Source organism: Leisingera caerulea DSM 24564, from assembly GCF_000473325.1.
GTDB classification, from domain to species: domain Bacteria; phylum Pseudomonadota; class Alphaproteobacteria; order Rhodobacterales; family Rhodobacteraceae; genus Leisingera; species Leisingera caerulea.
Genome location: NZ_AXBI01000001.1, coordinates 86372 through 110003, shown reverse-complemented (window position 1 = coordinate 110003; position 23632 = coordinate 86372). Strand labels below are relative to the sequence as shown.

Sequence of the window (23632 nt, the reverse complement as noted above, 5' to 3'; positions counted from 1 at the left end):
CGAGACTGAAATGACCAACAAAACAACATCCACCCGGCGCGGGTTCCTGAAAGGGGCCGGCATGACGGCAGGGTCAGCCGCGATGCTTGCCGGATTGAACAGCCAGGCGCAGGCGCAATCCTCCGATCCGATCGTGATCGGCTGCCCCGCCCCGCTGACCGGCATCGTTGCTGCCGATGGCATTGAATATCAGCGCGGCCTTGAGATGGCTCGCGATGAGATCAACGAGATGGGCGGCATCCTTGGCCGTAAAATCGAAACCGTCTTCGTAGATACCGAAAGCAAGGGTGATGACGTTGTCATTCAGGCCTGTCAACGCCTGATCGACCGTGACAATGCAAGCGCTCTGATCACCGGATACAATCTTGAAACCGGCACCGCGATGCACGATGTGGCCGCCGATGCTAGCGTACTGGCGATGCACACCAACACTGTGGCTGTCCACGATGAGTTGGTGAAATCGGACCCTGACCGCTATTGGGGCGTGTTCCAGTATGACCCGCCCGAAACCATGTACGGCACAGGATTCCTGAAGTTCCTGGCCGATCTGGAAACGAACGATCAGTTCACACGTCCCAACAACAAAATTGCAATCGTGACTGGGCCCGGCACCTACTCGGTGAATATCGCCAACGCGCTTCGGGATGGTGCTGCCGAATACGGCTACGAAGTATCTCTGTACGAAACTGTGAACGTGCCAGTCACCGATTGGGGGCCAACGTTGGCCAAGCTGCGGCAGGACCCGCCTGCAGTGATCGCGATCACGCATTTCTACACACAGGATCAGGCGCAATTCATGAACCAGTTCATGACCGATCCGACCAATAGCCTTGTCTATCTGCAATATGGCGCTTCGCTTGCTGCGTTCCGCGACATTGCCGGCGACAATTCGGTGGGCTCGATCTATGCGACCGTTATTGGTGCTTTGCAGGATGAGATTGGCAACTCTTTCACCGAAGCCTACAAGGCCAAGTTCGGCGAAAACGCATCGCCCAACGCTGGGGCGCAAACCTATCAGGCGCTTCACACTTATGCGCTTGCTGCAGCTTTGGCGGGAGGCCCCGGTGCGGCCTATGAAGAGGATCAGAACCGTGCTGTGGCGGATCGGCTTCGCAACCTGATCTATCGCGGGCCTATTGGCACCCTACGCATACGGCCTGACACGCAGTCAGCCTTCAGCTATCCGACAGAGGTCAACGATCCCTCGCTTGGCATGCCGCACATCTTCAGCCAGATTCACGACAAGGCGCAGGACGGCGCGTTGATTGCTCCACATCCTTATGGTGTGGCAGAATTCAAGATGCCGCCGTGGATGCAAGGCTGACGGGGCCCGTGACTTCTTCAAGCGATATCATGTTGGAGTGCCGGGGCGTTTGTAAACGCTTCGGCGCTCTGGCCGCCGTCGATGGCATCGACTTTACCGTAGCGCGCGGCGAAGTCGTTGGCATCGGTGGCCCGAATGGTGCGGGCAAGACCACTTTTTTTGATCTCATCAGTGGGCTGACTCCGACAACGGAAGGCGATATCAGACTGATGGGCAAGAATATCGTTGGGTTGGCACCTCATCGGCTAATCCATCTGGGATTGGCCCGTACGTTTCAGCTCAATTCCGCATTCGACGGGATGAGCGTCTACGAGAACATTCTGGTGGCCCGTTCCTTTGGACGTCGCAGTGGCGGTGGCAGCGCTCTAGTAGCTGGTAGTGACAAGCAAGCGGCACGCGACATGCTCGCGGAGCTTGACCTTGAAGAATTCGCTTCGATGCAGGCCGCGGAAATCCCCATTCTAGCACGCAAAAGGCTCATGATTGCCACCGCGCTTGTCAATGAGCCGGATATTCTGCTGCTGGACGAGCCTGTCGGCGGTCTGACCCCGCCCGAAATTGAGGACTTCATTGCCCTAATGCTGAAACTCAAGGCGCAGGGTATGACCATCGTCTTTATCGAACATGTCATGCACTTTCTAACGTCTGTGGCGGACCGCGCGATGATCATGCATCAGGGGCAGACCATCTATGACGGAGCACCGACCGGCCTGGCCTCGGACAGAACCGTGGCCGAAGTCTATCTGGGATCAGCTGGATTGGAGCAAAGCGCATGAAACCGGTTCTGTCCTGCACCAATATCGTCTCTGGCTATCTCAATCGCCCGGTTCTGCACGGCGTCTCGATCGAAGTTGCCAAAGGCAATGTGTTCGCGGTGATTGGCCCCAATGGTCACGGCAAGACAACCCTCTTGCGCACCATATCCGGGTTTCTTCCGTTGCGAGACGGGCAGATCACCCTCGACGGCGAAGATGTTGCCGCAAAATCGGTGGACCAGCGGGTGGCCGCAGGCATCGTGCATGTACCGCAGGGTGATCAGCTCTTCACCGAAATGACGGTCGAAGAAAATCTGTTTATGGGGGCGTATCTGTCAACCGATTCACAAGAGACGGAACAGCGATTGGCCGAGGTTTTCGTATTGTTCCCAAAGCTGAAAGAACGCCGCAATCAGGTCACCAGCGGCTTGTCTGGCGGTGAACGGCGGATGGTGGGTATCGGGCGCGGCATGATGGCCAAAAGCCGCATTTTGATGCTTGATGAACCATCCCTTGGATTGGCACCTCTGGTAATCGAACAAATCTATGACGCATTGGCAGAATTGCGCAAACGCGGCATGGCCTTTCTGGTCGTTGAAGAAAACCCAAGCCGTCTGATGCATTTCGCGGAAAATCTCTGCCTGCTCGATGCAGGTCGGGTTGTCTGGCAAGGCAGCACCGCTGAGGCAAGAGAAAGCAGCGACATTCTTAATACCTATCTTGGAGGGCACTGACGTGGACGTTCTGACCCAGATTCTCATCACAGGGCTGACGCTGGGTTCGCTCTACGCGCTTGCAGCCGTCGGGTTGTCGTTGATCTATGGCACACTTGGCATGTTCAACATGGCACATGGCTTGTTCATGACCGTGGGTGCCTATGTTGCCTTCTCGGTTGCCAATTCAGTGCATATCCCGATGCTTCTGGGCATCCTTGTCGCGATGCTTGCGGGCGCACTGATCGGAGTGCTGACGCATTTGTTCATCATTCATTTTATGCTGGGCACCGACGGTTTCGCGACCAATGTTCTGGTCGCAACTGCCGGTCTTGGAATAGTCTTGCAGGATATTCTGTTGAAGATCTATGGCGGATACCCCTATCCTCAACCGCTTACCGTGGATGGGTTTTTGCGCATAGGTGGCGTGACGGTCACCTATCAGGCGATCATCACCTTCACGGTGTCGCTTATCCTGATTTTTACGGTCGCGTGGCTTCTTCTCAAGACCCGGTTTGGCCGGGCCATCCGAGCCACTGCGCTGAACCGTGAAGCGGCGATGCTCATGGGTGTGAAAGCCGACACGGTGTTCCTCCAGGTGATGGCGCTGGCCGGAATGCTGGCTGGCGTGGCGGGGCTGATGATTTCGACTCAGGCAACGCTGAGCCCGCAAATGGGCGGGGATCCGTTGCTTAAGGCCTTTGTGATCTGCGTTGTGGCCGGGCTGGGCAATGTCTGGGGCGCAGGGGTCTGCGCATTTGCGCTGGCGCTGTTCGAAGCGAGCATTGGCTACTACGTCGGCGTGCGGTTTGGTTTTCCAACCATGCTCTTCATCGTGATCCTCGTGTTGATCTGGCGTCCGCAGGGGCTGTTCGGACGCGAAAAGGTGGTGCGTCTATGACCCGTATCGACAATATGAGCCGTCATCTGCTGATTGGGCTGGTGATCATAGCCGCTTTTGCCGCCCTACCCCTGGTGCTGACGCAAAAATACCTGCTGGGTGAGGTCGTCGTCTTTTTCATCTGGGCGATGGTCGCGATCAACTGGAACCTGCTGATGGGGCATGCCGGGGTGTTTTCCCTGGCCCAGATGTTACTGTTCGCCTGCGGCGCCTATGGTGTTGCAATGGGCGTGACATTTGCCGGGCTGTCGGTCTGGGCGGCGATCCCGATTGCAGCGCTGTCGTCCGCTGCCCTGGCGTTTGTCATTGGTCTGGCCTGTCTGCGTCTGACCGGTGCCTATGTCGCGCTGCTTACCTATGCAATCGCCTCCATGGTACATGTACTGATCATCACCGACACGGAGTGCTTTTCCCTTGTGCAAAACAACTGCCAGCAGCTCTTTGGCGGTTCGACCGGGTTCTCGCGATTTGACGATTTTGGCTTTCGGCCTTTGCTGAAAGGAAGCTGGATTCTGGGGAACTACTATGTGGTGCTTGCTGCATTTGCTATCACGGTTCTGGTTGCGGTGGTCGTCATTCATGGTCGCATTGGCCTCGCATTTCGAGCCATTCGGGACAATGTCGGCTATGCCAGCAGCCGTGGCATCGACCGCAAGAAGTATCAGGTACTCGCATTCTGCATCTCTGCGTTTCTGACCGGGCTCACAGGTGGGGTTTATGCCGCACACTTCCGATTTGCCGGACCAAGCCTATTCGACTTTTCGACGCTGATGTTCATCCTTGCCATGGTGATCGTCGGCGGTCTGGGATCGACCTGGGGTCCGCTTGTAGGGACTGGTGTTATGATGTTTGTCGTGGAGATGTCGAAAGAGTTTGGGGACGCACGCAATTTGGTGCTGGGGTTCGCACTGATATTGTTCGTCGTGGTCTTACCGCGCGGGCTTGCAAAGACCGCGATGTTATTGAAAAGCATACGAAAAATGAAATGATCTGCGATGCCGCCCGCGCGAAACCTTCCTCAATCATTGCGTCCTGTCGCGTAGCCCTTAATTGGGCTCTGCCTCAATCTGTGTGGCGGAACGATAGCATTCTCGCCCGCAACAATTCTGGACCGGCCCGACCGTACATCGCGCGTTTGAAGGTCTTCAGGCGGTTGATCTGACCTTCCGCTTGGCCATTGCTCCAGGGCATCTCGATGGCGTTTTTGACTGCATCGAAGTCCCGGTTCAATGTGCGGGCAAAGCGCACGATGGGCGCCAGGTCGGTTTCGATCGCGTCGTCGATCCATGCAGGGAGCGGGTCTGCTTCGCGGCCGCGCAGGATACCGTTGAACCGCATGGCGAGACAGCACATCGTTGCGAAGGCGGGAGAGCCGGCCTTGAGCGCGTCGACTTTCCGCGCCTGATCCGGGGTGAGCTTTCCGCGGGGTTTGATGCACAGCGCTGCCGCGATGACCGGGGAAATCGCGTGCCCCGTTTCCGGGTCTCGAACCGGCTCCAAGATTTTGTGCTCTACGGCGGGGCACTTCGCTTGCTTTTCGGCTCTGCGCCAGCCCGCCAGCAACCGCTGCAAATGCGTCTTCTCTATTCGGCGTTCATTGGTCAAGCGCCTTCGAGCAGTTGTCAACGGCGGGTCTTCAGGTCTTTCGCGGGCCCTCGCTTCTCTTCGGGATCGGCACGCTGGCCCTCCCATCATGGGATTAGAAGAGTGAAGCGGTCCAATCTGACTCGCGGCCTGGCAGCCATGATGCTGCCGGAACTGGACGCATTGCGAACTCACCTCACCCATCGTCCCGCGAAGGACGTCTTCCCACGGCATTGCCAAGTTATCTGCCGTGGATTGGAAAAAGCGTGAGACCGCGTAATCAGGCCGATAGTTCGGCAGCATAACCTTCCCACAGCTTAAACCCGTCGGCTCTGGCATGGCGGTAGGAGAGAGTGGAAAGGCGATAGCGGCGGGGACGAAAGATCGTACTGATTTGGTCGTGGGCGACGAGAAATCGTTGCGCCTGGCGTGGTGACTTGAACCGACCCATCATCTTTTCCCGCTTTCGCGTCGGCCGGTGTGACCCTTCGATCCTGTTGTTGAGCCCCTTGTGCGCCCGATGGTCGGCGTCCGGCGTGATGGCCTTGATCGGCTTGGTATAGCTGCGCAGCTTGTCCGTGATCACGACACGCGGTTCGCCATAGGCTGCAACCAGTCGGCCGAAGAAACGCTTTGCGGCTTTGGCGTTGCGGCGAGGCTGGATCAGAATGTCGAGTACATCTCCATTGCCATCGATTGCACGCCACAGCCAATGTTTCACGCCGTTGATCGGGACGACCACTTCGTCCATATGCCATTTGTCGTGCGGCCGGGGCCGGTCGCGTCGGATACAAGCCGCGAACTGAGACCCGAAACGGTTCACCCAGAGACGAACCGCTTCACGACTGACGATGACGCCACGCTCCGCCAGGAGGTCCTCGACATCCGCCGTGCTGAGAGCAAACCGATGATATGCCCACACCGCATAGGCGATGATTTCGCGAGGAAAACGGAAGCCCTTCAGCCGCGGCAATGAGGTCGGTATGGTCATGGTACCGCGCTATCCGAGAAGGACAACCCAATCAACTTGGCAATGCCGTTCAATCACGGTGGCGCGCGCTGTATCTCGTTCGGTGGCATGCGGGTGGATCAGGCGATCGGCGCCGAGATCATCGCGCGGTTGCAACCACTCGGCATCGAGGCGGCACTCGAGGCAGAGGTGGCTCAGGGGCGGGCACATGAGGAGAAGCGCCATCAGCTTGAACTCAGCCTGGAGCAGGCGCGCTATGAGGCCTCTCGTGCCCGGCGCCAGTACGATGCGGTCGATCCCGACAATCGTCTGGTGGCAGGCGAACTGGAAGCGCGCTGGAATGCGCGGCTTGGTGCGGTCGCCGCGCTCGAGGATCAGATCAAGGCGCATGATGCGGCGTCCCTGTCGCAACAAGCGGGCACCGCCGATCGCGCCAGGCTGCTGAGCTTGGGGGCCGATCTTGAGCGCGCATGGACAAGCCCAGGTGCTGCACCTGCCACCAAGAAACAGATCATTCGCACTCTGGTCGAGGAGATCATTGCGCGCGTTGACGGAGAGACCATCGAGCTCGTTATCCGCTGGCAGGGCGGCGCACATTCCGCGCTGGCCGTGCGCAAGAACCGCTGCGGCCAGCACCGCTGGAGCACCGATCAGGATGTCGTCGATCTCACCCGGGCGCTGGCCCGGCTCATGCCTGACAAGCTGATTGCCGCAACGCTCAACCGGGCCGGCAAGGTGACCGGACGCGGCAACGGCTGGACACAATCACGCGTGTGCAGTCTGCGCAATCACCATCAAATCGATGTTTATCGCGAGGGCGAACGCCAGGAGCGCGGTGAGCTGACACTTGACGAGGCTGCCGAAGCGTTGGCACTCAGCCCCTCGACCGTACGTCGCCTGATCCAGGATGGCCATCTTCCGGCGCAACAATTCTGCAAAGGCGCTCCCTGGATCATTCAAATGGACGATCTGGGTAGGGAAGATGTCGTTCAAGCTGCGGACACACGACGCGCCCGTCGTCCGTCGTCTGAAAATCCGCACCAAAAAACACTGGCTTTATAGGGGCATAGAGAGATGGGCATTATGAAGCAGGATCGCACGGGCCAAGAAAGTGGACGACTTCGGCCCGGCGGATGAAGTCGAGCTGGGCCAGTGCCGCGATCCGCTCCCGGTCGAGCGACGGCTGGAAACTGAAGTCAAAGCTCTCGAGCGTCTTGGCGGGCAAGAGTTTGGCGGTGCGCAGCGCCACGTCGATCCGGCGGGTCTCCCGCGTGGCGTATTCCTCGCTCAACAGCGTGTTGATCGCCTCGATGGCGGTAACTTCGCCTTTTTCCAGCTGCTGCAGTGTGTGATCGAGAGCTTCGAGCGCGCGCGGCATCTTGAGGCCGACCAAGGCGCCGCGGATACGATCAAGCATATCGCTCATGACCGGCTCCCCTCGGCCGCAAGCCGGCGTCCGACCGCATCATAGAAGTCCAAGGGGCGGCGCAGCCTCTGCGGCGCCGGCGGCAGGGGCGGCCTTGGCGGCGGTGCCTTGCGGTGCGCAGGGTCGACGCGCCGCCGGGCCTTGCCTTCCAGAACCGGATGGCGGGCGATCAGCTGCCCCTCCTCGAAGATGCGCAGCTCGGTGGCATGATGCTGGACTTCGAGCGTCCGGCGGCGGGCGGTGTCGGGAACGGAGTAGAAATTCCCGCCAACCGAGATCATCCCGTCCTTGCTCACCCGGCGCTCCACCGTCAGCACGGCGCTGTAGGGAACCGCCGGCAGCGGCTTCAAGTGCGCAACCTCTCCGGCAAAAGCCTCGTCGACCACCTGCCGCGTTGTGGCGTGAACCCGGGGATTGGCCACGCCTGTCCGCCAGGCATCGAACTGGGCATTGAGGTCATCCATGTTCCGGAACGTGCGTGCCAGGAAGAAGTCCTGGCGGATATAGCGGAATGGCCGCTCAACCTTGCCTTTGGTGCGGGCCCGGTAGGGCTGGCAGGCGCGCGGCACCGTGCCGTAATGATTCAGGAGTGCCACCAGAGCCGCGTTGTAGGTGACAACCCCGGCTTCATCCTCGCCGATCACGGCCGTTTTCATGCGGTCATAGAGGATTTCTTCAACGGCACCGCCCATGGCGGAGAATGCCGCGATGTGACAGCGCAGGACAGACTGCAGGTTCTGGCTGGCAACAAAGCGGCCCCAAAGCCAGCGGCTATGGCCAAGCACCATCGAGAACAGCCAAACCTTGCGGACAACGCCGGGGTCATCGGTGAACTCCACAGTGAACTCGGCAAAATCGACCTGGGCCTGTTTGCCAGGCGGGGTTTCGAACCGCCGCTCAAATTGGGTTTGTTTGGCCGGGCGAACCTCGCGCAGGAAATCGGTCACCATGGTGTAGCCGCCCTCATAGCCCAGTTCCCGGATTTCGCGCAGCAGGCGGGCGCCGCTCAGATCGGGGAAGACCTGAACGCGCTCCTGGAGGTAGCGCTCAAAGGGTTCGATGATACGGTCCCGCGGTGCCCGCGGGCCGTAGACCGGCGCTTCGAGGCCGCGTTCCAGGTGCTTGCGCACCGTCTTGCGGTCACAGCCAACTTTCCGCGCGATCGCGGAAATGCTGAGACCCTGTTTCTTCAGATCATGGATCAAAACGATCTCCCTCAGTCCCTTCACCTGCCTGCCCCTGTCACTCTCTATTTGGAGCATCAGGCCTGTGTCCCGCGGCAGCGCCAATTCCGAAAATTTGAGGTTCGGAATTGGCCCTGCCGCTCATGGCTGGGGATTTTTCAAACGGCGGTTTTGGGGAGATTACGTCCGGCGATTACACAGCCGGGAGACCAAGCGCTTTGACGCCCGCATGCGCGCGGCCAGGTTGCGCCATGTGGGCGCCTGCCCGGAAGATGTCGATTGCCGCGCCCGCCGCGGCCTCGACAAAGCGCTGTTCCAGAGCCTGCTCACAGGCAAATGGATCGCCGACAAGCGCAGCCTGATCATCACCGGCCCAGCCAAGTCTTGCCGACTGCCGCGATGGCACCACCGTGCTCTACAAGCGCATGCCGCGCCTCTTCGAGGAGCTCGAAATGGCCCATGGCGATGGCCGCTTCCCCCGCCTGTTCCGCAGTCTCACGAAAACCCAGTTGCTGATCCTCGATGACTGGGGGCCGGACCGGCTGACCGCACCGCAGCGCCGCGATCTCATGGAGATCATCGAAGAGCGTTACGAGCGCGGCTCCACCATGATCACCAGCCAGCTGCCCGTCTCCGCCTGGCACGACCTTATCGGAGAACCCACCTTCGCCGATGCCATCCTCGACCGCATCGTCCACAACGCTTACCGCATCAAACTCGAGGGCCAGTCCATGCGGAAAACCATCGCCGAAAAGGATGACGTAACACCTCAGACCTGATACCCCGAAACNCGCATAGGCGATGATTTCGCGAGGAAAACGGAAGCCCTTCAGCCGCGGCAATGAGGTCGGTATGGTCATGGTACCGCGCTATCCGAGAAGGACAATGCGATCAACTTGGCAATGCCGGAACGTGACACCCGCTTTAGCGGCCGGCGAATTGTCGGCTGTTCAGGGCAACATCCACCATCATCTGGATCCCCATCTCGAAACTGTCCTCATCGATACCGAATTTTGGGTGGTGATGCGGGTAGTCGAAGCCTTTTTCCGGGTTTTTGGCGCCGATCATGCCGAATGTCGACGGCACCCGCAGGCTGAAGGCACTGAAATCCTCGCCGCCCATCATCGGCTTCTCGGAAATGACATGCTCGCCATAGCGTTTCCGGGCCAAGTCGCGCACGATCGCGGTTTTCTCCGGATCGTTCTGAACCGCGTCATATCCGTATTGAAATTCGTATTCGTAGGAGGCGCCATTGGCCTCGCAAAGACCCTTCAGCAGTTTCTCAAGACCGGAGTCGGCAAGATTGCGAGCCTGTTTGGTATGTGTGCGGACGCTGCCGCGCAGGGTCACGCTATGCGGTATGACGTTATCCGCGGTTCCGGCGTGGAAGACCGTATTTGAGATCACCATGGCATCGAGCGGGTTGCATTGGCGGGCCACGATGCTTTGGAGATTGGTCACGAATTGCGCCCCGATGACCACCGGGTCGATCGTTTCCTCGGGCATCGCCGCATGGCCGCCCTTGCCGATGATCTTAATGCTGTAGATATCCGAATTGGCGGTGCCAGGGCCGGCCTTTATGTCGATCTTGCCCAATGGCACGAACGACATCAGGTGCTGGCCGTAGATGAAGTCGAAATCGTCGAAATAGCCGGTCGCGACCATCTCTCTCGCGCCGCCCGGCGGCAGTTCCTCGGCATGCTGGAAGATGGCATGCACCTCCCCTTCGAGCTCGTCGAAATGATCGTCGAGATATTGGCAGGCGGCCATCAGGATCGCCGAATGGCCGTCATGGCCGCAGGCATGCATCTTGCCCTCCACCTTCGATGCGAAGGGCAGATCGTCGCGATCCTCGGTCACCGGAAGACCGTCGATATCCGCGCGCAGGCCGATCTTTGGACCCGGCTTGCCGCTGTCGAAAACCACGACCAGGCTGGTTTCGGTGAGCTTCTCGATACGGGTGACATGTTTCAGCTTCGTCATCTCGCCGAGAATATACCGGCTCGTCTCTACCTCCTCAAACGAGAGCTCGGGATATTGGTGCAGATAACGTCTCCATGCGACGGCCTGCTCCACATAGGCTCTGGCTATCTCATGGGTCATGGTTTTCTCCTTTCCTGCGGGGGGGGCTGAGCCTAGGGCGCGCCGTAGAAGATCAGGCCATCGGGACCGAGCGGCCAGCCCGTCAAATACCAAAGCAGGATCATCACAACCCAGGTGGCCGCGAAGGCGATGCTATAGGGCAGCAGCGCGGCGATCAGCGTGCCGATGCCGATCCCATTCACATATCTCTGCGCAAAAGACAGGAGCAGCGGCATATAGGGGACCATCGGCGTGATCGGATTGGTGATCGAGTCGCCGATCCGGTAGAGCATCTGCGTGAAGGCCGGATGAAAGCCCAGATACATCAGCATCGGCACGAAGATCGGCGCCAGGATTGCCCATTTGGCCGAGGCGGAGCCGATCACCAGATTCAGCATCGTGACCAGGAAGATAATACCGATGATCAGCACGAACCCGTTCTGATCTTCCAGCGCCTCGGCGCCCTTGATCGCCATGATCTGCCCCAGATTGGACCAGCTGAAATAGGCCAGCATCTGCGCCGCGAAGAACACGATGACGATGAAGCTTGCCATCGTGGCCATGGACTCGGCCATCATCCGCGCTGGCATTGCCAAGTTGATCACGGGGTTCCGTCGGGATAGGCGGTCATCATGAAAACCGTGCCGACAATTCGACGCCTGAAGGGCTTTCGTTTTCCCCGCGAGATCATCTCCTATGCCGTCTGGGCTTACCATCGGTTTGCGCTGAGCACGGCAGATGTCGAGGATCTGCTGGCCGAACGCGGCGTGATGGTCAGCCGGGAAACCGTCCGGAACTGGGTGAACCGGTTTGGCCGCCATTTCGCCGATTGCATCAAGCGCGACAGGCCGGGCGCCAGTGACAAATGGCACTTGGATGAAGTCGTTGTTCCGATCAATGGCGTGAAGTTCTGGCTTTGGCGGGCAGTCGACGCGAATGGGAATGTGCTCGACATTCTCGTGCAAAAGCAACGTAATGCAAAGGCCGCCAGCCGGTTCTTGAAGCGGCTGATCGACCGGTTTGGCGCGCCGCGGGTCGTGATCACCGACAAGCTGCGCAGTTACATCAGGCCGATCCGCAACCTCGTGGCGAATGCTGATCATCGGGCGCACAAGGGCTTGAACAACCGGATCGAAGGATCCCATCGGCCAACCCGCAAGCGAGAGAAACTCATGGGGCGGTTCAAGTCACCCGGACAGGCTCAGAGATTTCTGGACGCACATGACCAGATCAACATGTTCTTCCGTCCCCGCCGCTATCGTCTTACCGCCACATCGTACCGCCACGCCCGATCCGATGCCTTTGATCTTTGGAACGGCTACGCACTCGAGATGACCGCATGACGGGCGCGGAGCAGGCCGCATTCAGCCGGGTGCAAATAAGTTGGCAATGCCCATCAAAGTACCGCAATGCGGGCCAGACCTGTGTTTGCGCCAATCGTTTCTTCGTGCAGGAAGGCATCCACGACGCTTTTGTAGAAAAATTTACCGCCCGGGTCCGCGGGTTGCGCGTCGGTGACGGTTTCGGTGAAGATGTGCAAATTGGACCGATGATCGATCAGGCCGCGGTTGAAAAAGTTGAGGAACTGGTTGCTGATGCAACTGGCCGAGGGGGCACGATCAGCACCGGCGGCAAGCGCCACGCGCTGGGGAAAAGCTTTTTTGAGCCGACGGTACTGACCGACGTGTCGCCGGAGTTTCAAATCTTTCACGAGGAGATTTTCGGCCCTGTCGCAGCTATCATCAAGTTTGGCGATCCTGAAGAAATGTACGAAATGGCCAACAGAACCCCATTTGGGTTGGCTGCATATTTCTACGGTCAGAACCTTAGCCGCGTCTGGCGCACCGCCGAAGCGCTGGACTTCGGCATCGTTGGTGCCAACACCGGCATGATCTCGACCGAGGTCGCGCCATTTGGCGGGATGAAGGAAAGCGGCAACGGGCGCGAAGGATCTAAATACGGAATAGAGGACTATCTAGAGGTTAAGTACTTCTGCCTCTCCATCTGACTGTAACACCAGGGGGAGCTATTCCGGCCTGCCCTGACTTCTTCCATTGCGGTCGGGGCCCCGGCAGTTGAGTGAGGAAAGACAGCAGGCCTCCACATGGTGTGGCGGCGACGGCCCGAAGTCCGCATAGTTTTCCCGGACAAAAGCCAGAGCAAAATCGCGCTTGGCACTTGTGAGCGATACCTGAACCGCGACTTTTGTTACTTCACAGGGTAGGGACTGCAGCCCAGTTCTTCCATCATCTTCTCTCTGAAGACCTCTGCGGGCGTCTTCCTCCCGAGGCATTTGCGGGGCGTGTTGTTGAGGCGGTCGCAAATCACTTTCATGTCGTGATCTGAGAACTGCCGAATGTCGCGCTTCCGCGGGAGCCATCGCCGGGCCCGCCGGTTTGTGTTCTCAACGGTGCCTTTTTGCCAAGGCGAGGAGGGGTCGCAAAACATGGGTTAATCGCCCTGCTTCGACCGTGGCCCGTCCTGGAAACGGAATGTCTTTCCTTCGCTATGATCCAGAGCGTGACCCGAAAAGGGGTCTTGTTTGAAGCAACTGATGGAGACTGAGAATGAGTCAGCATATTGGGCTCGACGTTTCGCTGAAGGACACTGCCATTGCCATCCGGGAAGACGGCCATCGAATTTGGCGTGGAAAATGCCGATCGGATCCTGCGTCATACCTTCCTTGGAATAGATGTACCGGTATATGGTTTCCTGGCAGACCCGCAGCCTAGCGCCTTCAAGGATCATCCTTTTGCCGATCTGTTCTGGCGTCCAGCCATTTTTCAGCCGCTCGACGACACGGCGGCACAACTCCGGATGACGGATCAGCTTGCGTTGCCTCGCGCGCCGGCCGGCCGCCATCAGCTGGGCTGCGGCGCCATAATAGCCATCACATTTCGGCAGGCAGGGATCCGAGAAATGGTTCCGCTTCAACTCCCGGAATATCATCGATCTGCAGCGCCCAAGGACGCACGCGATCTCGTTCACAGGGACCTTCGCATGCCTCCAGCGTTCAATCTTGCGCCGTTCCGTGATACTCAGTTGGCTGTAAACAGCTCCATTTCGTTTCCTCTCGTCAGACAACATGCTGTTTTCTAACAAGAGTCGCAGTTGGGGGTAGCGCGCGCCCCGCGTACAACAAAAACGCTTAATCCTGCTTATGTAAAATAAGTCAGTCTATCTGATCTGAATTCCGCCTGCTATGCCTGCGCCTGGCCTTTAGCTCTTAGTGTCATGAAGAGATCAATCTAGAAGAATGCTGTATGAAATGGTTTTTGCTGGAGCTGCCTAACCAGTCCGCGGCTGCAGTGAAACTCGCCAAATATGACTCATCTAAAATGGTGCTGTGATCTTGGGATGCTCGAGCAAAAACATGCAGAGACTGAAAGCGCCATTTGGAGAAGCCGACTTCAGGGGGCAGCAACCTATCAAAACTGGACATCAACTAGGGTTTGTTCAGTTTTGCTGACCGGGAGCGGAGGAAAAGGTGAGCATTCGGTTCCTTAGGGCGGTTACCGACACAGCGGTGCCAGGAAGCCCGGCTACACAAACCTGCGCCGAGCCGGTCCGGCCGGAGCTGGCAACTTTTGTTGTGAATCCTGTCCCTAGAAATTTAGGCTAACGGGTATTAAAAAAATACACGCCACCCCACATCTTTTCGGGAGTGACGTGTAAACTTTATGCCCGATGCGCTACCTGGTAGGCATTTCCTCCTTCAGCGCTCTGTACAAGCTGATCATCATGAGAAGTATCACAAAGGAGAACGGCAGAGCAGCGGCGATCGATGCTGTTTGCAGAGCAACAAGACCTCCCGCGACCAGCAGCACGCTGGCGACAACTCCCTCGGTAACGCCCCAGAAGACTCGGACCACATGCGGTGGATGCTGGCTGCCCATCGCTAGCATGGTACAAATCACCAAGGTGCCGGAGTCCGACGAAGTGATGAAGTATGAGGCAATCAGGAAGGTGACAATTGCAGCAAAGGCAGTGCCCCAAAGACCAACTTCCATGCCCTCAAGCGTTGCGTAAAGCGCCAGGGTTGGGCTTTCATTCACGGCTTCGATGATGCCGCCAGCACCTTGCAATTCGATGCTAACCGCGTTGCCACCGAACATGGCCAGAAGGAACATTGTGACAAGCGGAGGGACGATCAGCAAGGCAACCACAAACTCGCGCAGGGTCCTGCCTCTAGAAACCCGGGCGATGAACAGGCCGACAAAGGGTGACCAGGCGATCCACCAGCCCCAATAGAAAACGGTCCACCAGCCCTGCCAGTCGCGCCCCGCTTCTTCATCCACCCACATCCCCATCGGCACAAAATTCTGCACATAGTTACCGAGAAGATTGACGTATTGGCCGAGCAGATAGACCGTGGGACCCGCAAAAAGGAAGAAGGCAAGGATCGCGAAGGTCAACCACATATTCAATTCACTGATAATGCGGATACCTTTGGACACACCCGAGACGGCCGAGAGTGTAGCAATGCCGGTCACTACAGCTATCAGAATGATCTGATTGGTTGTCGAATTGGCGATTCCAGTAAGCAGGTTTAGACCCGTGTTCATTTGCTGGACACCCAGCCCCAGTGTGGTGGCAACCCCAAAAATTGTGCCAAAGATTGCCAGCAGGTCAACGGCATGGCCCCAGAACCCGTAGATCCGATCGCCGATCAGCGGATAAAGGGTGGATCGCATCGAAAGCGGCAACCCTTTGCGGTAGGCAAAAAAGGCCAGAGACAAAGCAACAATCACGTAGACTGCCCAGCCGTGGACGCCCCAATGAAAGGCTGTAATCAACATTGCCGTGCTGGCGGCCAGCGCTGAGTTCGCCTCAGTTCCTGCCATTTCGATGAACGGGTTGCCCTGCAGGTGGTACATCGGCTCGGCGATACTCCAGAACAGCACGCCATTGCCCATGCCTGCGCTGAACAGCATGGCAAACCACGAGAAGTTGCCGAATTCCGGCCGGTCGCTGTCCTTGCCCAGCCGGATGTGGCCGTAGCGGCTGAAGGCCAGCCAGATGCTAAACAGCAGGAAGATGCTGATCATCAGGATGTAATACCAGCTAAGGGTGCTGGTGATCCACAGCTTGATCCCGTCGAACACGCCGGAGGCGAATTCGACATTGGCTACCGTGAACAGCACAAAGGCGATGACCATGAGTTTCGAGGCTATGCTCATCCGAGCATGCACGCCTTTCAACAGGCCGGTTCTGGCGACGGCATTATAGGGGTAGTGGCCGTCAAAGCCTTGTTCGAGTGACATTGTTTCTCCCTGTTTTTGTGTTTCAGCTGGACCTGGGCGGGCCAGCCATGACCCGACCTCCTAGGCCGGCAACAGGCAATAGGTGTTCAGCCTGAGACCTTAGCGGAGCAGTGGGGAGGCAGGTAATGAGAACTGCAAATACCTGGATTAAGGATGCTTATGGCGCGCAGCTGCTAAGCGACCAGGATTTGCGGAAACTGTGCGGTGAACGGTCAAACTTACGCTTGAATTGCCTGGAGAAGTACGAGGCATTTTCAAAGCCTGAGGCCATGGCGACCTCGCGCACGCTTAGGTCGGTTTCGTTCAGCAAGGAAAAGGCCCGCTCCAGCCGCAGGCCGAAGTAGAACTGCCAGGGAGACTGCCCGACATATTTCTGGAACAGGCGCTCCAGTTGGCGGCGAGAGACAGCCAGCGCACTGGCAATTCTATCCATGTCCAGCGGCTCTTCCAGGTTCGCCTGCATCAAGCGCACGGCCCGGATCAGATTCTGATTGCGGCAGCCAAGCATTGATGACACCGGCGAAATCTGCCGCGACATGCCTGCTCCCGGGCGTTTGTGCAGGCACATGTCGGCAACGCAGGAAGCAAGGTGGGCCCCGCAGTGGGCCTCAATGATTTCAAGCATCATGTCTGTTGCGGCATGGCCACCACCACAGGTGTAAAGCCCGCGGTCGGATTCATAGAAGTTGCCGGACGGCTTGAGACAAGGAAACAGCTCGACAAAACCCGGGGCATTTTCCCAATGCAGAGTAAACCGCCGCCCGGTCAGAACACCTGTTGCCGCCAAAGCAAAGGCGCCGGTGCAGATGCTTCCAACGCTTGCACCATGCGCTTTCTGGCGACTGATCCAGCTGACAACCCGGCTGTCATAGGATTGCGCTGGCTCCGTCCCTGCACAGACAAAGAGCGAAGCGTTGCGGTCCAGGTCGACCAGCCCGGAATCAACCTGTATCGGAATGCCGTTCGAGCAGGTTACCGGAAGGCCATCCGGGCTGAGCGCATGCCATTCAAAAAGCGCCTTCTGCGTTAGCTGATTGGCAATCCGCAGCGGTTCGATTGCGGCGCTGAAGGCCAGCATCGTAGTTTTGGGCAGCAGAAGAAAATGGAATTTCTTCGGTGGCGCGTCGCTGTCGAAGCGTACAGTGGCAGCGCCTTTCGGAAGGAAGCGGTTGTCTTGCATGGGCGGTCTCCAGGACATTAGAAAGCAAGCTTCTGTCCGGGTTTTGATATTCAGGCATTTTCAAGCACCGCACACGCGGGCGCGGTGTGTTGTTATTGCGGGACGGGGAAGGCCAGACGCAAATAGACCCATTTGGCGGCGCTTTCGCTGGTCCGCTGCGGATCCGGGGCCAGCGAAAGCAGGCTAATGGACCCAGCCAGGACAACTAAACAGGTCAGCCCCTGCAGCAGTATTCCGGTCTTCCCCTGCATCTTAGGCCTTACCGCCGACAATGTTGTGCTCCGGGCCGTAGGGGAATCCGGTTATATTCTCGGCACCGTCTTCGCCTACGATCAGAATGTCATGCTCGCGATAGCCGCCTGCGCCCGGCGTGCCTTCTGGCAGCATGACCATTGGCTCCATCGACACCACCATGCCGGGCTTCAGCTCGGTATCGATATCCTCGCGCAGCTCGACCCCGGCCTCGCGGCCGTAATAGTGGCTTAGCACCCCAAAGCTGTGACCGTAACCGAATGAGCGGTACTTCAGCAGATCCCACTCCCGGTACATCTCATTTAGCTCCAACGCGATATCCTTGCACTTTGCACCGGGCTTGATCAGCTCCAGCCCGCGCTCATGCACGGCGACGTTCTTTTTCCAGATGTCCAGGCTGGCGTCGTCCACATGGTCGCAGAACAAGGTCCGCTCCAGCGCAGTGTAGTAGCCAAAGATCATCGGAAAGGTGTTGAGGCTGAGGATATCGCCGGACTGCACAATTCGGTTGGTGACGGGGTTGTGGGCGCCGTCGGTGTTGATGCCGGACTGGAACCAGGTCCAGGTGTCCATCAGTTCAACAAAGGGGAACGAAGCTGCAATCTCACGGATCATCGCATTGGTTCCTGCAATTGCCACTTCATGCTCGGCCACACCTGCCTTCACCGCATTGGCCACCGCTGCGCCGCCCACATCACAAATCCGCGCGCCTTCGCGGATCAGTTTCAGCTCCTCATTGGATTTGATCGTCCGCATCCACATGGAGGGGCCAGACACATCGACGAATTCCACATCCGGCAGCGCATCCTGCAGCGCTTGGCGATAGTCCAGCGACACGTGGTCGAACTCGATACCGACACGCTTAGCACCCTTGGTAAGCTCCTGCACAGCCCGATAGAAATTGTCGCGGCGCCAGTCGGTATAGGTGATGTTGTTTCCGAAGCTGCGGCGCCAAGGCTGACCGCCATCAATGCCCGCGGAAATCGTGGTCGCATTTTTCTGGTCGATTACCATACCGTACTTGCGCCCGAAGTAGCAGTACAGCCAGCCAGAATAATAGTTGATGCAGTGGTAGGAAGTGAACAGCGCCGCATCGACATTTTGTTTTGCCATCCAGCCGCGCAGCTCGTCCTGGCGGCGTTTCATTTCCTGGTCAGAGAATGGCGAAAAATCCTTCTCGCCATTGTGCCATTCCATGACGTGGAGCATATCTTCAGACATGTTTGATCCTTTCTTCGGAGCGTGTCCCAGTCGGTAACACCGAAAAAAGATCTCAAAAAATTAATAGATATGATCCTACTATAAATATCCCAAATTCATCCTACCCGGACGTCGGCTTCAGAGTCTTACGGAAGCCCCCAACGCCTCCTGCTATCTGTTCGATCAATTTCAGTGCAGCCTCACTCTGGCGCACATGTTTGTAGAACAACCCGACATGTATTCGCGCCAGCTGCGGAAATCCGATGTCCGGTGTCAGGATACGCATGCCCGGGAGCAGGGTCTTAGTTGTAAGGGCAGAAATGCCCCAGCCGCTGGCCACCGCGTTCTGCAGTGCCGAGATGCCGGGGCTCTCAAAAGCGATCCGCCATTTGCGCCCTTCACCATTCAGCGCTTCGATCACCCGGCCCCTGTAAACGCATCCCTCCGGGTGCAGAACCAGCGGCAACGGCTCATCCGGATTGAAATGAAACCCCTTTGCGCAAACCCATTTGGGACGTTCAGACCAGTAGTGCGAGACATATGGCGCCGGCATGGAGTCGGTAATGGCAATTGTCATATCCAACTCGTCCGCATGCAGCTTACTCAAAAGATCGCGGCTCCAATTGCAGCGAATGTCCAGCGTGACGGCCGGGTTTTCAGAAACAAAGTCCGAAATGATCTCCTGAAAGAAACCGATTGCATAGTCGATCGGCAGGCCGACCCGCAGCACGCCCTGAATGCTGGAACGCGACAGCCGAGCCACAGCGCTGTCGTTCAGCCGCAGTATTTCACGGGCAAACCCGATCAGAGCATGGCCATCTTCCGTAAGCGTCAGCTCCTTGCCCTGATGCACGATCAGTTTGCAGCCGCTGAGCTCTTCCAGGCGGCGAATTTGCAAGGAAATCGCCGGCTGGGTCCGGCCAAGAGTTTGTCCGGTTTCAGTATAATTCCCTAGATCGACTGCCGTCACAAAGGTGCGCAGCAAGTCAGTTTGCAGGTTCGTGAACTTTCGAGACATTTACAAATCTTATTCTATCATTGCCACTATCAATTTCCCACATGGCGCATCTGGAGTCAAAGTAAAGCCAACCTTAACTTCCCGGATTGAGCCTCCCCATGAAGAACGCTTCAGTTTTTGCCGCCGAGCTGCCTTGGCCGGAGTATAAATCGCGCGTCACAGGTGGCAGCACCCCCATTCTGATCCCGATCGGATCGATGGAACAGCACGGGCATCACATGCCAATGCATGTAGACGTACTGCTGCCGACCGAGTTTGCCCGCAGGGCTGCGTCAGAAACCGGCAGCCTTGTCGCCCCGCCCTTTACCTATGGTTACAAATCACACCAGAAATCCGGAGGCGGGAACTTCTTTCCCGGCACTACTAGTCTGGATGGCAGCAGTCTGGTCAACGCACTGAAAGACGTGATCAAGGAATTCGCCCGCCACGGCAACCGCCAGATCTGCCTGGTGAACGGCCATTTTGAAAACTCCTGGTTCATCGTTGAGGGCATCGATCTGGCCCTGCGGGAACTGCGCTGGGACGGCATCACCGATATGAAAATTGTGGTGCTGTCCTACTGGGATTTTGTCGGCGATGACTCAATCGCCAAGCTCTACCCCGACGGCTTCCTGGGTTGGGACATCGAACACGGCGGTGTGTTGGAAACTTCGCTGATGCTCAAGCTTTACCCGGATTTGGTGTGGCTGCAGGACGCAATCGACCACCCGCCGGCCGAATTTCCGCCCTATGACGTCTACCCCCCGCACGAGGACTGGACACCCTCCACCGGCACCCTGTCCTCCCCCAAGGATGCCTCGGCGGAAAAGGGCGAGCTGCTTCTCAATGTCTGCACCGCAGGGATCGTCAAAGCGCTGCGGAAAGAATTCGGAGAACGCTCTCCGGCAAGCGCGGCGGCTACAGCTGCGCAATAAAACCAGCAAGGAGACTGACATGACTGCCAAACTTACCCATCCCACCCGGCGGGCGCTGCTGAAGTCGGCCGCAGGCGCGGCCCTCGCAACCCCGTTTCTGTCTATCCGGGCCGCGGCCGAAACCGTGAATCTGTCGATGCTGGCGTGGTATGGCCATGCAGAGCCTGATGTCGTTGGCGAATTTGAAGAGCTGCACAATGTAAAGTTCACCCCGAAATACTACACCGGAGGCGACAACATGCTGGGCCTGATCGCCCAGTCGCCGCCGGGCACCTATGACGTCATCCTGTCCGACGCCGAATATGTTCAGCAGTTGAACGCGGCCGGATACATTGAGGAACTGGACCCAATCGACTATGCCTTTGATGACTTCTTCCCGGAGTTCCAGCAATTCCCGGGTCACTGGAAGGACGGCAAGCTCTACTCGGTGATCACCCGGTTTGGCTTCCTCGGCATATCCTATAACGCCGATGTGCTGAGCGAGAGCGATGCGGCCAGCTACAACGTCTTCGGCGACAGCCGCCTGACCGGCAAACTGGGCCACTTCGACTGGCACCTTCCAAACTTGGGGCAGATCAGCTTGCTGAACGGCAATCCCAATCCCTTCGACCTGAGTGACAAGGCTTGGCAGCAGGTGCAGGACAGCACCATGGCGCTGCGCGGCCAGGTGGGCGGATTCTTTGACTATGGCGGTACTTTCTCGTCGCTAAAGAACGGTCAGATGACCGCATTTGCGGGCATTGGCGACTGGATCACCGGCGTGCTCGAAAAAAACGGCGCCAATGTGCGCACCGCCATTCCGGAGGAAGGCGGCCTGCAGTGGACCGAGAGCTTCTCGATCGGCAAGGGCTCCCGCAACCAGGAGATGGCGCGCAAGTGGATTCAGTACATCACCTCGCCGGAAGGCCAGGCGAAATCGGCGGATATGGCGGCCTACCCGGCGCTGATCCCCAACAAGAAGGGCTGGGTCGTGCTGAATGAGGCGAACCCGGCCGAAGCCAAGAGGCAGAACATGGTGCTGGGCCAGCACAACGCCATGGACCTGATCCGCGAAGACCGCATCAAGTACCGCCAGCTGCCAGTGCAGCAAAGCCTCGAGGACTGGAACGACTTCTGGTCCGATTACAAAGGCGCCTAACCCCACCAGCACCGGAGCTGTCTCCTCCCCCGGCTACCGGTGCCCAACTGAAGGTCAGCTGCCTCCCGGCGCTGAAAGACCAATGAATACACGGCCGAATCTGTTTTCACTGACGTTCTCGCTGCCTCTACTTATCTGGCAGCTGGCCTTCTTTTTGTTTCCCCTGGCGTTTCTGGTGGCGCTCAGTTTCTGGACGGTGCGGAATTTTCAAATGCAGCCCGATTTTGACACTGTGAACTGGGTCAAGATCTATTCCCGCAGCGTGTTCTGGGATGCCTACTTTAGGACCCTGCTGCTGGCTTCTGCCAGTGCGGTGCTGATCAGCTTGACGGCTTTCCCGGCGTCTTATGCGATCTCGTTCAAACTGGGCGAAAATGCGAAACGCTGGATGATCTTCGTCCTGATCATCCCTTTCTTCACCAGCTATCTGGTCCGGGTCTATTCGCTGCAGGTTTTCCTGTCCGACGCGGGCATCCTTAATGCCTTCCTGGGTTACTTTGGCCTCGGCCCGTATCCGATGCTCAACAACAGCTTTGGCACCCTCACCGGTTATGCCACCCTGTGCCTGCCGCTGGTAATCCTGTTGCAGGTCTTCAGCCTGAATTTTGTGAACCGTGATCTGGTCGAGGCCGCCCACAACATGCGTTGCGGCCGCCTGCGGACAGTATTGGAAGTGATTATACCTTCCGCCAAAGCCGGTCTGGTGATCGCGGGTCTCTTCGCCTTCATCCTCAGCTTTGGCGACTTTGTGAGCCCCCTTTACCTGGGCGGAGGCAACCCGCCGACCCTTTCGATCATGATCACCGACATCACCAAATCCGGGCAGCAATGGCCGCGCGCCGCGGTAGTGGCTCTAACGATGATCGCCACACTCCTGACAGTAGCCTTTGCCGCCATCAAATTCGCTTACAGGGAGGCTGGAAAATGACCGGTAACCGCAACCCCATTATCGACGGCCTTCTGAAACTGCATATCACGCTGTGCCTGATTTTCATCTTTGCACCGATTGTCGGCAGCTTTGTTTTCTCACTAAACTCGGACCGCTTTCCTTCGCTGCCGCTAGGCTCGTTCTCAACTGAATGGTACCGGCTAATCTGGGAAGATCCGCTGGTCTGGGCCGGCTTCTTCAACACTCTGCTGGTTGGCGCCTGCGTTGCAGCGATTGCCACGCTGCTGGGATTTGGCGGCGCCTACACCGACTTCCGCTACGAGTTCTTCGGCAAAACCGCCTATCTGGCCCTGGCCCTGCTGCCGCCCACCATCCCGGTGGTAATCATGGGCCTGGCGATGCTGGCTTTCCTTTCCCGTATCAGCCTTTCCGGCAATGTGGTCTCAGTCATCATTGCCCACGGCGTGATGTGCAGCCCCTTTGCCATGGCCATCATCCGATTGCGCCTGTCGCAGATGGACCCGGATCTGGAAGCCGCAGCCTGGAACCTGGGCGGTAATGAATGGGTGACCATGCGCCATGTGATCATCCCCTTCACCAAACCCGCAATCTATGCCGCCTTGTTCATCACCATGGCTGTTTCCTTTGACGAGTTCGCGGTGGCCTGGTTTGTGTCGGGCCTGAACGAGACCCTGCCAGTCAAGGTTTTGGGCTTCCTTCAGGGCCAGGTCAGCCCCCGGATCAATGCCATCGGCTCGCTCGCCTTTGTCAGCTCAATCTCCTTCATCGTGATTGCCCAGCTTCTGATGCGCAATCCAAACGCCAAGACCTCTTAACA

At 58.0% G+C, this 23632-nt stretch carries 21 protein-coding genes and 3 pseudogenes; 13 read left to right on the top strand and 11 right to left on the bottom strand.

Features of this window, described 5'->3' with window-relative positions:
- Window positions 1-10: 10 nt before the first annotated feature.
- The 5 genes from CAER_RS0100595 to CAER_RS0100575 are packed head-to-tail and all read left to right on the top strand — an operon-like array spanning window position 11 to window position 4682.
- Window positions 11-1324 (top strand): ABC transporter substrate-binding protein, encoded by a 1314-nt coding sequence (locus CAER_RS0100595; protein WP_027233595.1) that lies wholly within the window; start codon window positions 11-13, stop codon window positions 1322-1324.
- Window positions 1309-2100 (top strand): ABC transporter ATP-binding protein, encoded by a 792-nt coding sequence (locus CAER_RS0100590; RefSeq protein WP_245597303.1) that lies wholly within the window; start codon window positions 1309-1311, stop codon window positions 2098-2100. Before CAER_RS0100595 ends, CAER_RS0100590 begins: the two co-directional genes overlap by 16 nt.
- Window positions 2097-2813: an ABC transporter ATP-binding protein gene (locus CAER_RS0100585; RefSeq protein ID WP_051357619.1), complete on the top strand. Its 717-nt coding sequence runs from the start codon at window positions 2097-2099 to the stop codon at window positions 2811-2813. Before CAER_RS0100590 ends, CAER_RS0100585 begins: the two co-directional genes overlap by 4 nt.
- A 1-nt stretch (window position 2814) precedes the next feature.
- Complete coding sequence (locus CAER_RS0100580) at window positions 2815-3693, top strand: branched-chain amino acid ABC transporter permease (RefSeq protein WP_027233592.1); 879 nt, start codon at window positions 2815-2817, stop codon at window positions 3691-3693.
- The gene (locus CAER_RS0100575; protein WP_027233591.1) at window positions 3690-4682 is read left to right on the top strand and encodes a branched-chain amino acid ABC transporter permease; all 993 of its coding nucleotides are present in this window, start codon (window positions 3690-3692) and stop codon (window positions 4680-4682) included. The genes CAER_RS0100580 and CAER_RS0100575 overlap by 4 nt, the downstream gene beginning before the upstream one ends.
- A 73-nt stretch (window positions 4683-4755) precedes the next feature.
- Here the strand turns inward: CAER_RS0100575 and CAER_RS27055 are convergent.
- Window positions 4756-5268 (bottom strand): annotated as a pseudogene (locus CAER_RS27055) (ISL3 family transposase); the annotation flags it as partial.
- Window positions 5269-5557: 289 nt separating this feature from the next.
- A complete protein-coding gene (locus tag CAER_RS0100565; protein ID WP_027233590.1) occupies window positions 5558-6268 on the bottom strand; it encodes an IS6 family transposase in 711 nt (236 codons plus the stop codon).
- A 42-nt stretch (window positions 6269-6310) separates the two neighbouring features.
- Between CAER_RS0100565 and CAER_RS27050 the strand changes: the two genes are divergently transcribed.
- Complete coding sequence (locus tag CAER_RS27050) at window positions 6311-7309, top strand: helix-turn-helix domain-containing protein (RefSeq protein ID WP_051357618.1); 999 nt, start codon at window positions 6311-6313, stop codon at window positions 7307-7309.
- 19 nt (window positions 7310-7328) lie between these two features.
- Here CAER_RS27050 and CAER_RS27045 read toward each other — a convergent pair whose 3' ends face one another.
- Window positions 7329-7673, bottom strand: coding sequence for an ATP-binding protein (locus CAER_RS27045; RefSeq protein ID WP_281172250.1), 345 nt, complete (start codon window positions 7671-7673; stop codon window positions 7329-7331).
- On the bottom strand, window positions 7670-8902 hold the full coding sequence (gene istA, locus CAER_RS0100550) for an IS21 family transposase (RefSeq protein WP_036796628.1): 1233 nt from the start codon (window positions 8900-8902) through the stop codon (window positions 7670-7672). Before istA ends, CAER_RS27045 begins: the two co-directional genes overlap by 4 nt.
- A 142-nt stretch (window positions 8903-9044) precedes the next feature.
- Here istA and CAER_RS28655 point away from each other — a divergent pair.
- Window positions 9045-9636: pseudogene (locus tag CAER_RS28655) on the top strand (ATP-binding protein); the annotation flags it as partial.
- A 145-nt stretch (window positions 9637-9781) separates the two neighbouring features.
- Here CAER_RS28655 and CAER_RS0100540 read toward each other — a convergent pair.
- Both CAER_RS0100540 and CAER_RS0100535 read right to left on the bottom strand, forming a co-directional pair.
- A complete protein-coding gene (locus tag CAER_RS0100540) occupies window positions 9782-10960 on the bottom strand; it encodes a M20 metallopeptidase family protein (RefSeq protein WP_036796626.1) in 1179 nt (392 codons plus the stop codon).
- 32 nt (window positions 10961-10992) lie between these two features.
- Entirely contained in the window at window positions 10993-11514 is a 522-nt protein-coding gene (locus tag CAER_RS0100535) for an AbgT family transporter (RefSeq protein ID WP_209320168.1), read from the bottom strand.
- Window positions 11515-11571: 57 nt separating this feature from the next.
- Between CAER_RS0100535 and CAER_RS0100530 the strand changes: the two genes are divergently transcribed.
- Both CAER_RS0100530 and CAER_RS27035 read left to right on the top strand, forming a co-directional pair.
- A complete protein-coding gene (locus CAER_RS0100530) occupies window positions 11572-12282 on the top strand; it encodes an IS6 family transposase (RefSeq protein WP_008335478.1) in 711 nt (236 codons plus the stop codon).
- Complete coding sequence (locus tag CAER_RS27035; RefSeq protein WP_084299302.1) at window positions 12279-12947, top strand: aldehyde dehydrogenase family protein; 669 nt, start codon at window positions 12279-12281, stop codon at window positions 12945-12947. The genes CAER_RS0100530 and CAER_RS27035 overlap by 4 nt, the downstream gene beginning before the upstream one ends.
- Window positions 12948-13180: 233 nt before the next feature.
- On the opposite strand, the pseudogene CAER_RS30820 reads toward CAER_RS27035, so the two are convergent.
- The 5 genes and pseudogenes from CAER_RS30820 to CAER_RS0100485 all read right to left on the bottom strand — a co-directional run.
- Window positions 13181-14026: pseudogene (locus CAER_RS30820) on the bottom strand (transposase); the annotation flags it as partial.
- 605 nt (window positions 14027-14631) lie between these two features.
- Window positions 14632-16203, bottom strand: a complete 1572-nt coding sequence (locus CAER_RS0100505; protein ID WP_051357615.1) for a BCCT family transporter — start codon at window positions 16201-16203, stop codon at window positions 14632-14634.
- A gap of 157 nt (window positions 16204-16360) precedes the next feature.
- The gene (locus CAER_RS0100500; protein WP_027233584.1) at window positions 16361-17383 is read right to left on the bottom strand and encodes a GlxA family transcriptional regulator; all 1023 of its coding nucleotides are present in this window, start codon (window positions 17381-17383) and stop codon (window positions 16361-16363) included.
- Between the two features lie 252 nt (window positions 17384-17635).
- Window positions 17636-18856 (bottom strand): M24 family metallopeptidase, encoded by a 1221-nt coding sequence (locus CAER_RS0100490; protein WP_027233583.1) that lies wholly within the window; start codon window positions 18854-18856, stop codon window positions 17636-17638.
- A 100-nt stretch (window positions 18857-18956) separates the two neighbouring features.
- Window positions 18957-19853, bottom strand: a complete 897-nt coding sequence (locus CAER_RS0100485; protein ID WP_027233582.1) for a LysR substrate-binding domain-containing protein — start codon at window positions 19851-19853, stop codon at window positions 18957-18959.
- A 98-nt stretch (window positions 19854-19951) separates the two neighbouring features.
- Between CAER_RS0100485 and CAER_RS0100480 the strand changes: the two genes are divergently transcribed.
- The 4 genes from CAER_RS0100480 to CAER_RS0100465 all read left to right on the top strand — a co-directional run bounded on the left by CAER_RS0100480 (window position 19952) and on the right by CAER_RS0100465 (window position 23630).
- Window positions 19952-20767 (top strand): creatininase, encoded by an 816-nt coding sequence (locus tag CAER_RS0100480; protein ID WP_036796624.1) that lies wholly within the window; start codon window positions 19952-19954, stop codon window positions 20765-20767.
- A 19-nt stretch (window positions 20768-20786) separates the two neighbouring features.
- Window positions 20787-21905, top strand: coding sequence for a polyamine ABC transporter substrate-binding protein (locus CAER_RS0100475; RefSeq protein WP_027233580.1), 1119 nt, complete (start codon window positions 20787-20789; stop codon window positions 21903-21905).
- Window positions 21906-21987: 82 nt separating this feature from the next.
- Window positions 21988-22833, top strand: a complete 846-nt coding sequence (locus tag CAER_RS0100470; RefSeq protein WP_027233579.1) for an ABC transporter permease — start codon at window positions 21988-21990, stop codon at window positions 22831-22833.
- The gene (locus CAER_RS0100465; RefSeq protein WP_027233578.1) at window positions 22830-23630 is read left to right on the top strand and encodes an ABC transporter permease; all 801 of its coding nucleotides are present in this window, start codon (window positions 22830-22832) and stop codon (window positions 23628-23630) included. The genes CAER_RS0100470 and CAER_RS0100465 overlap by 4 nt, the downstream gene beginning before the upstream one ends.
- Window positions 23631-23632 lie beyond the last annotated feature (2 nt).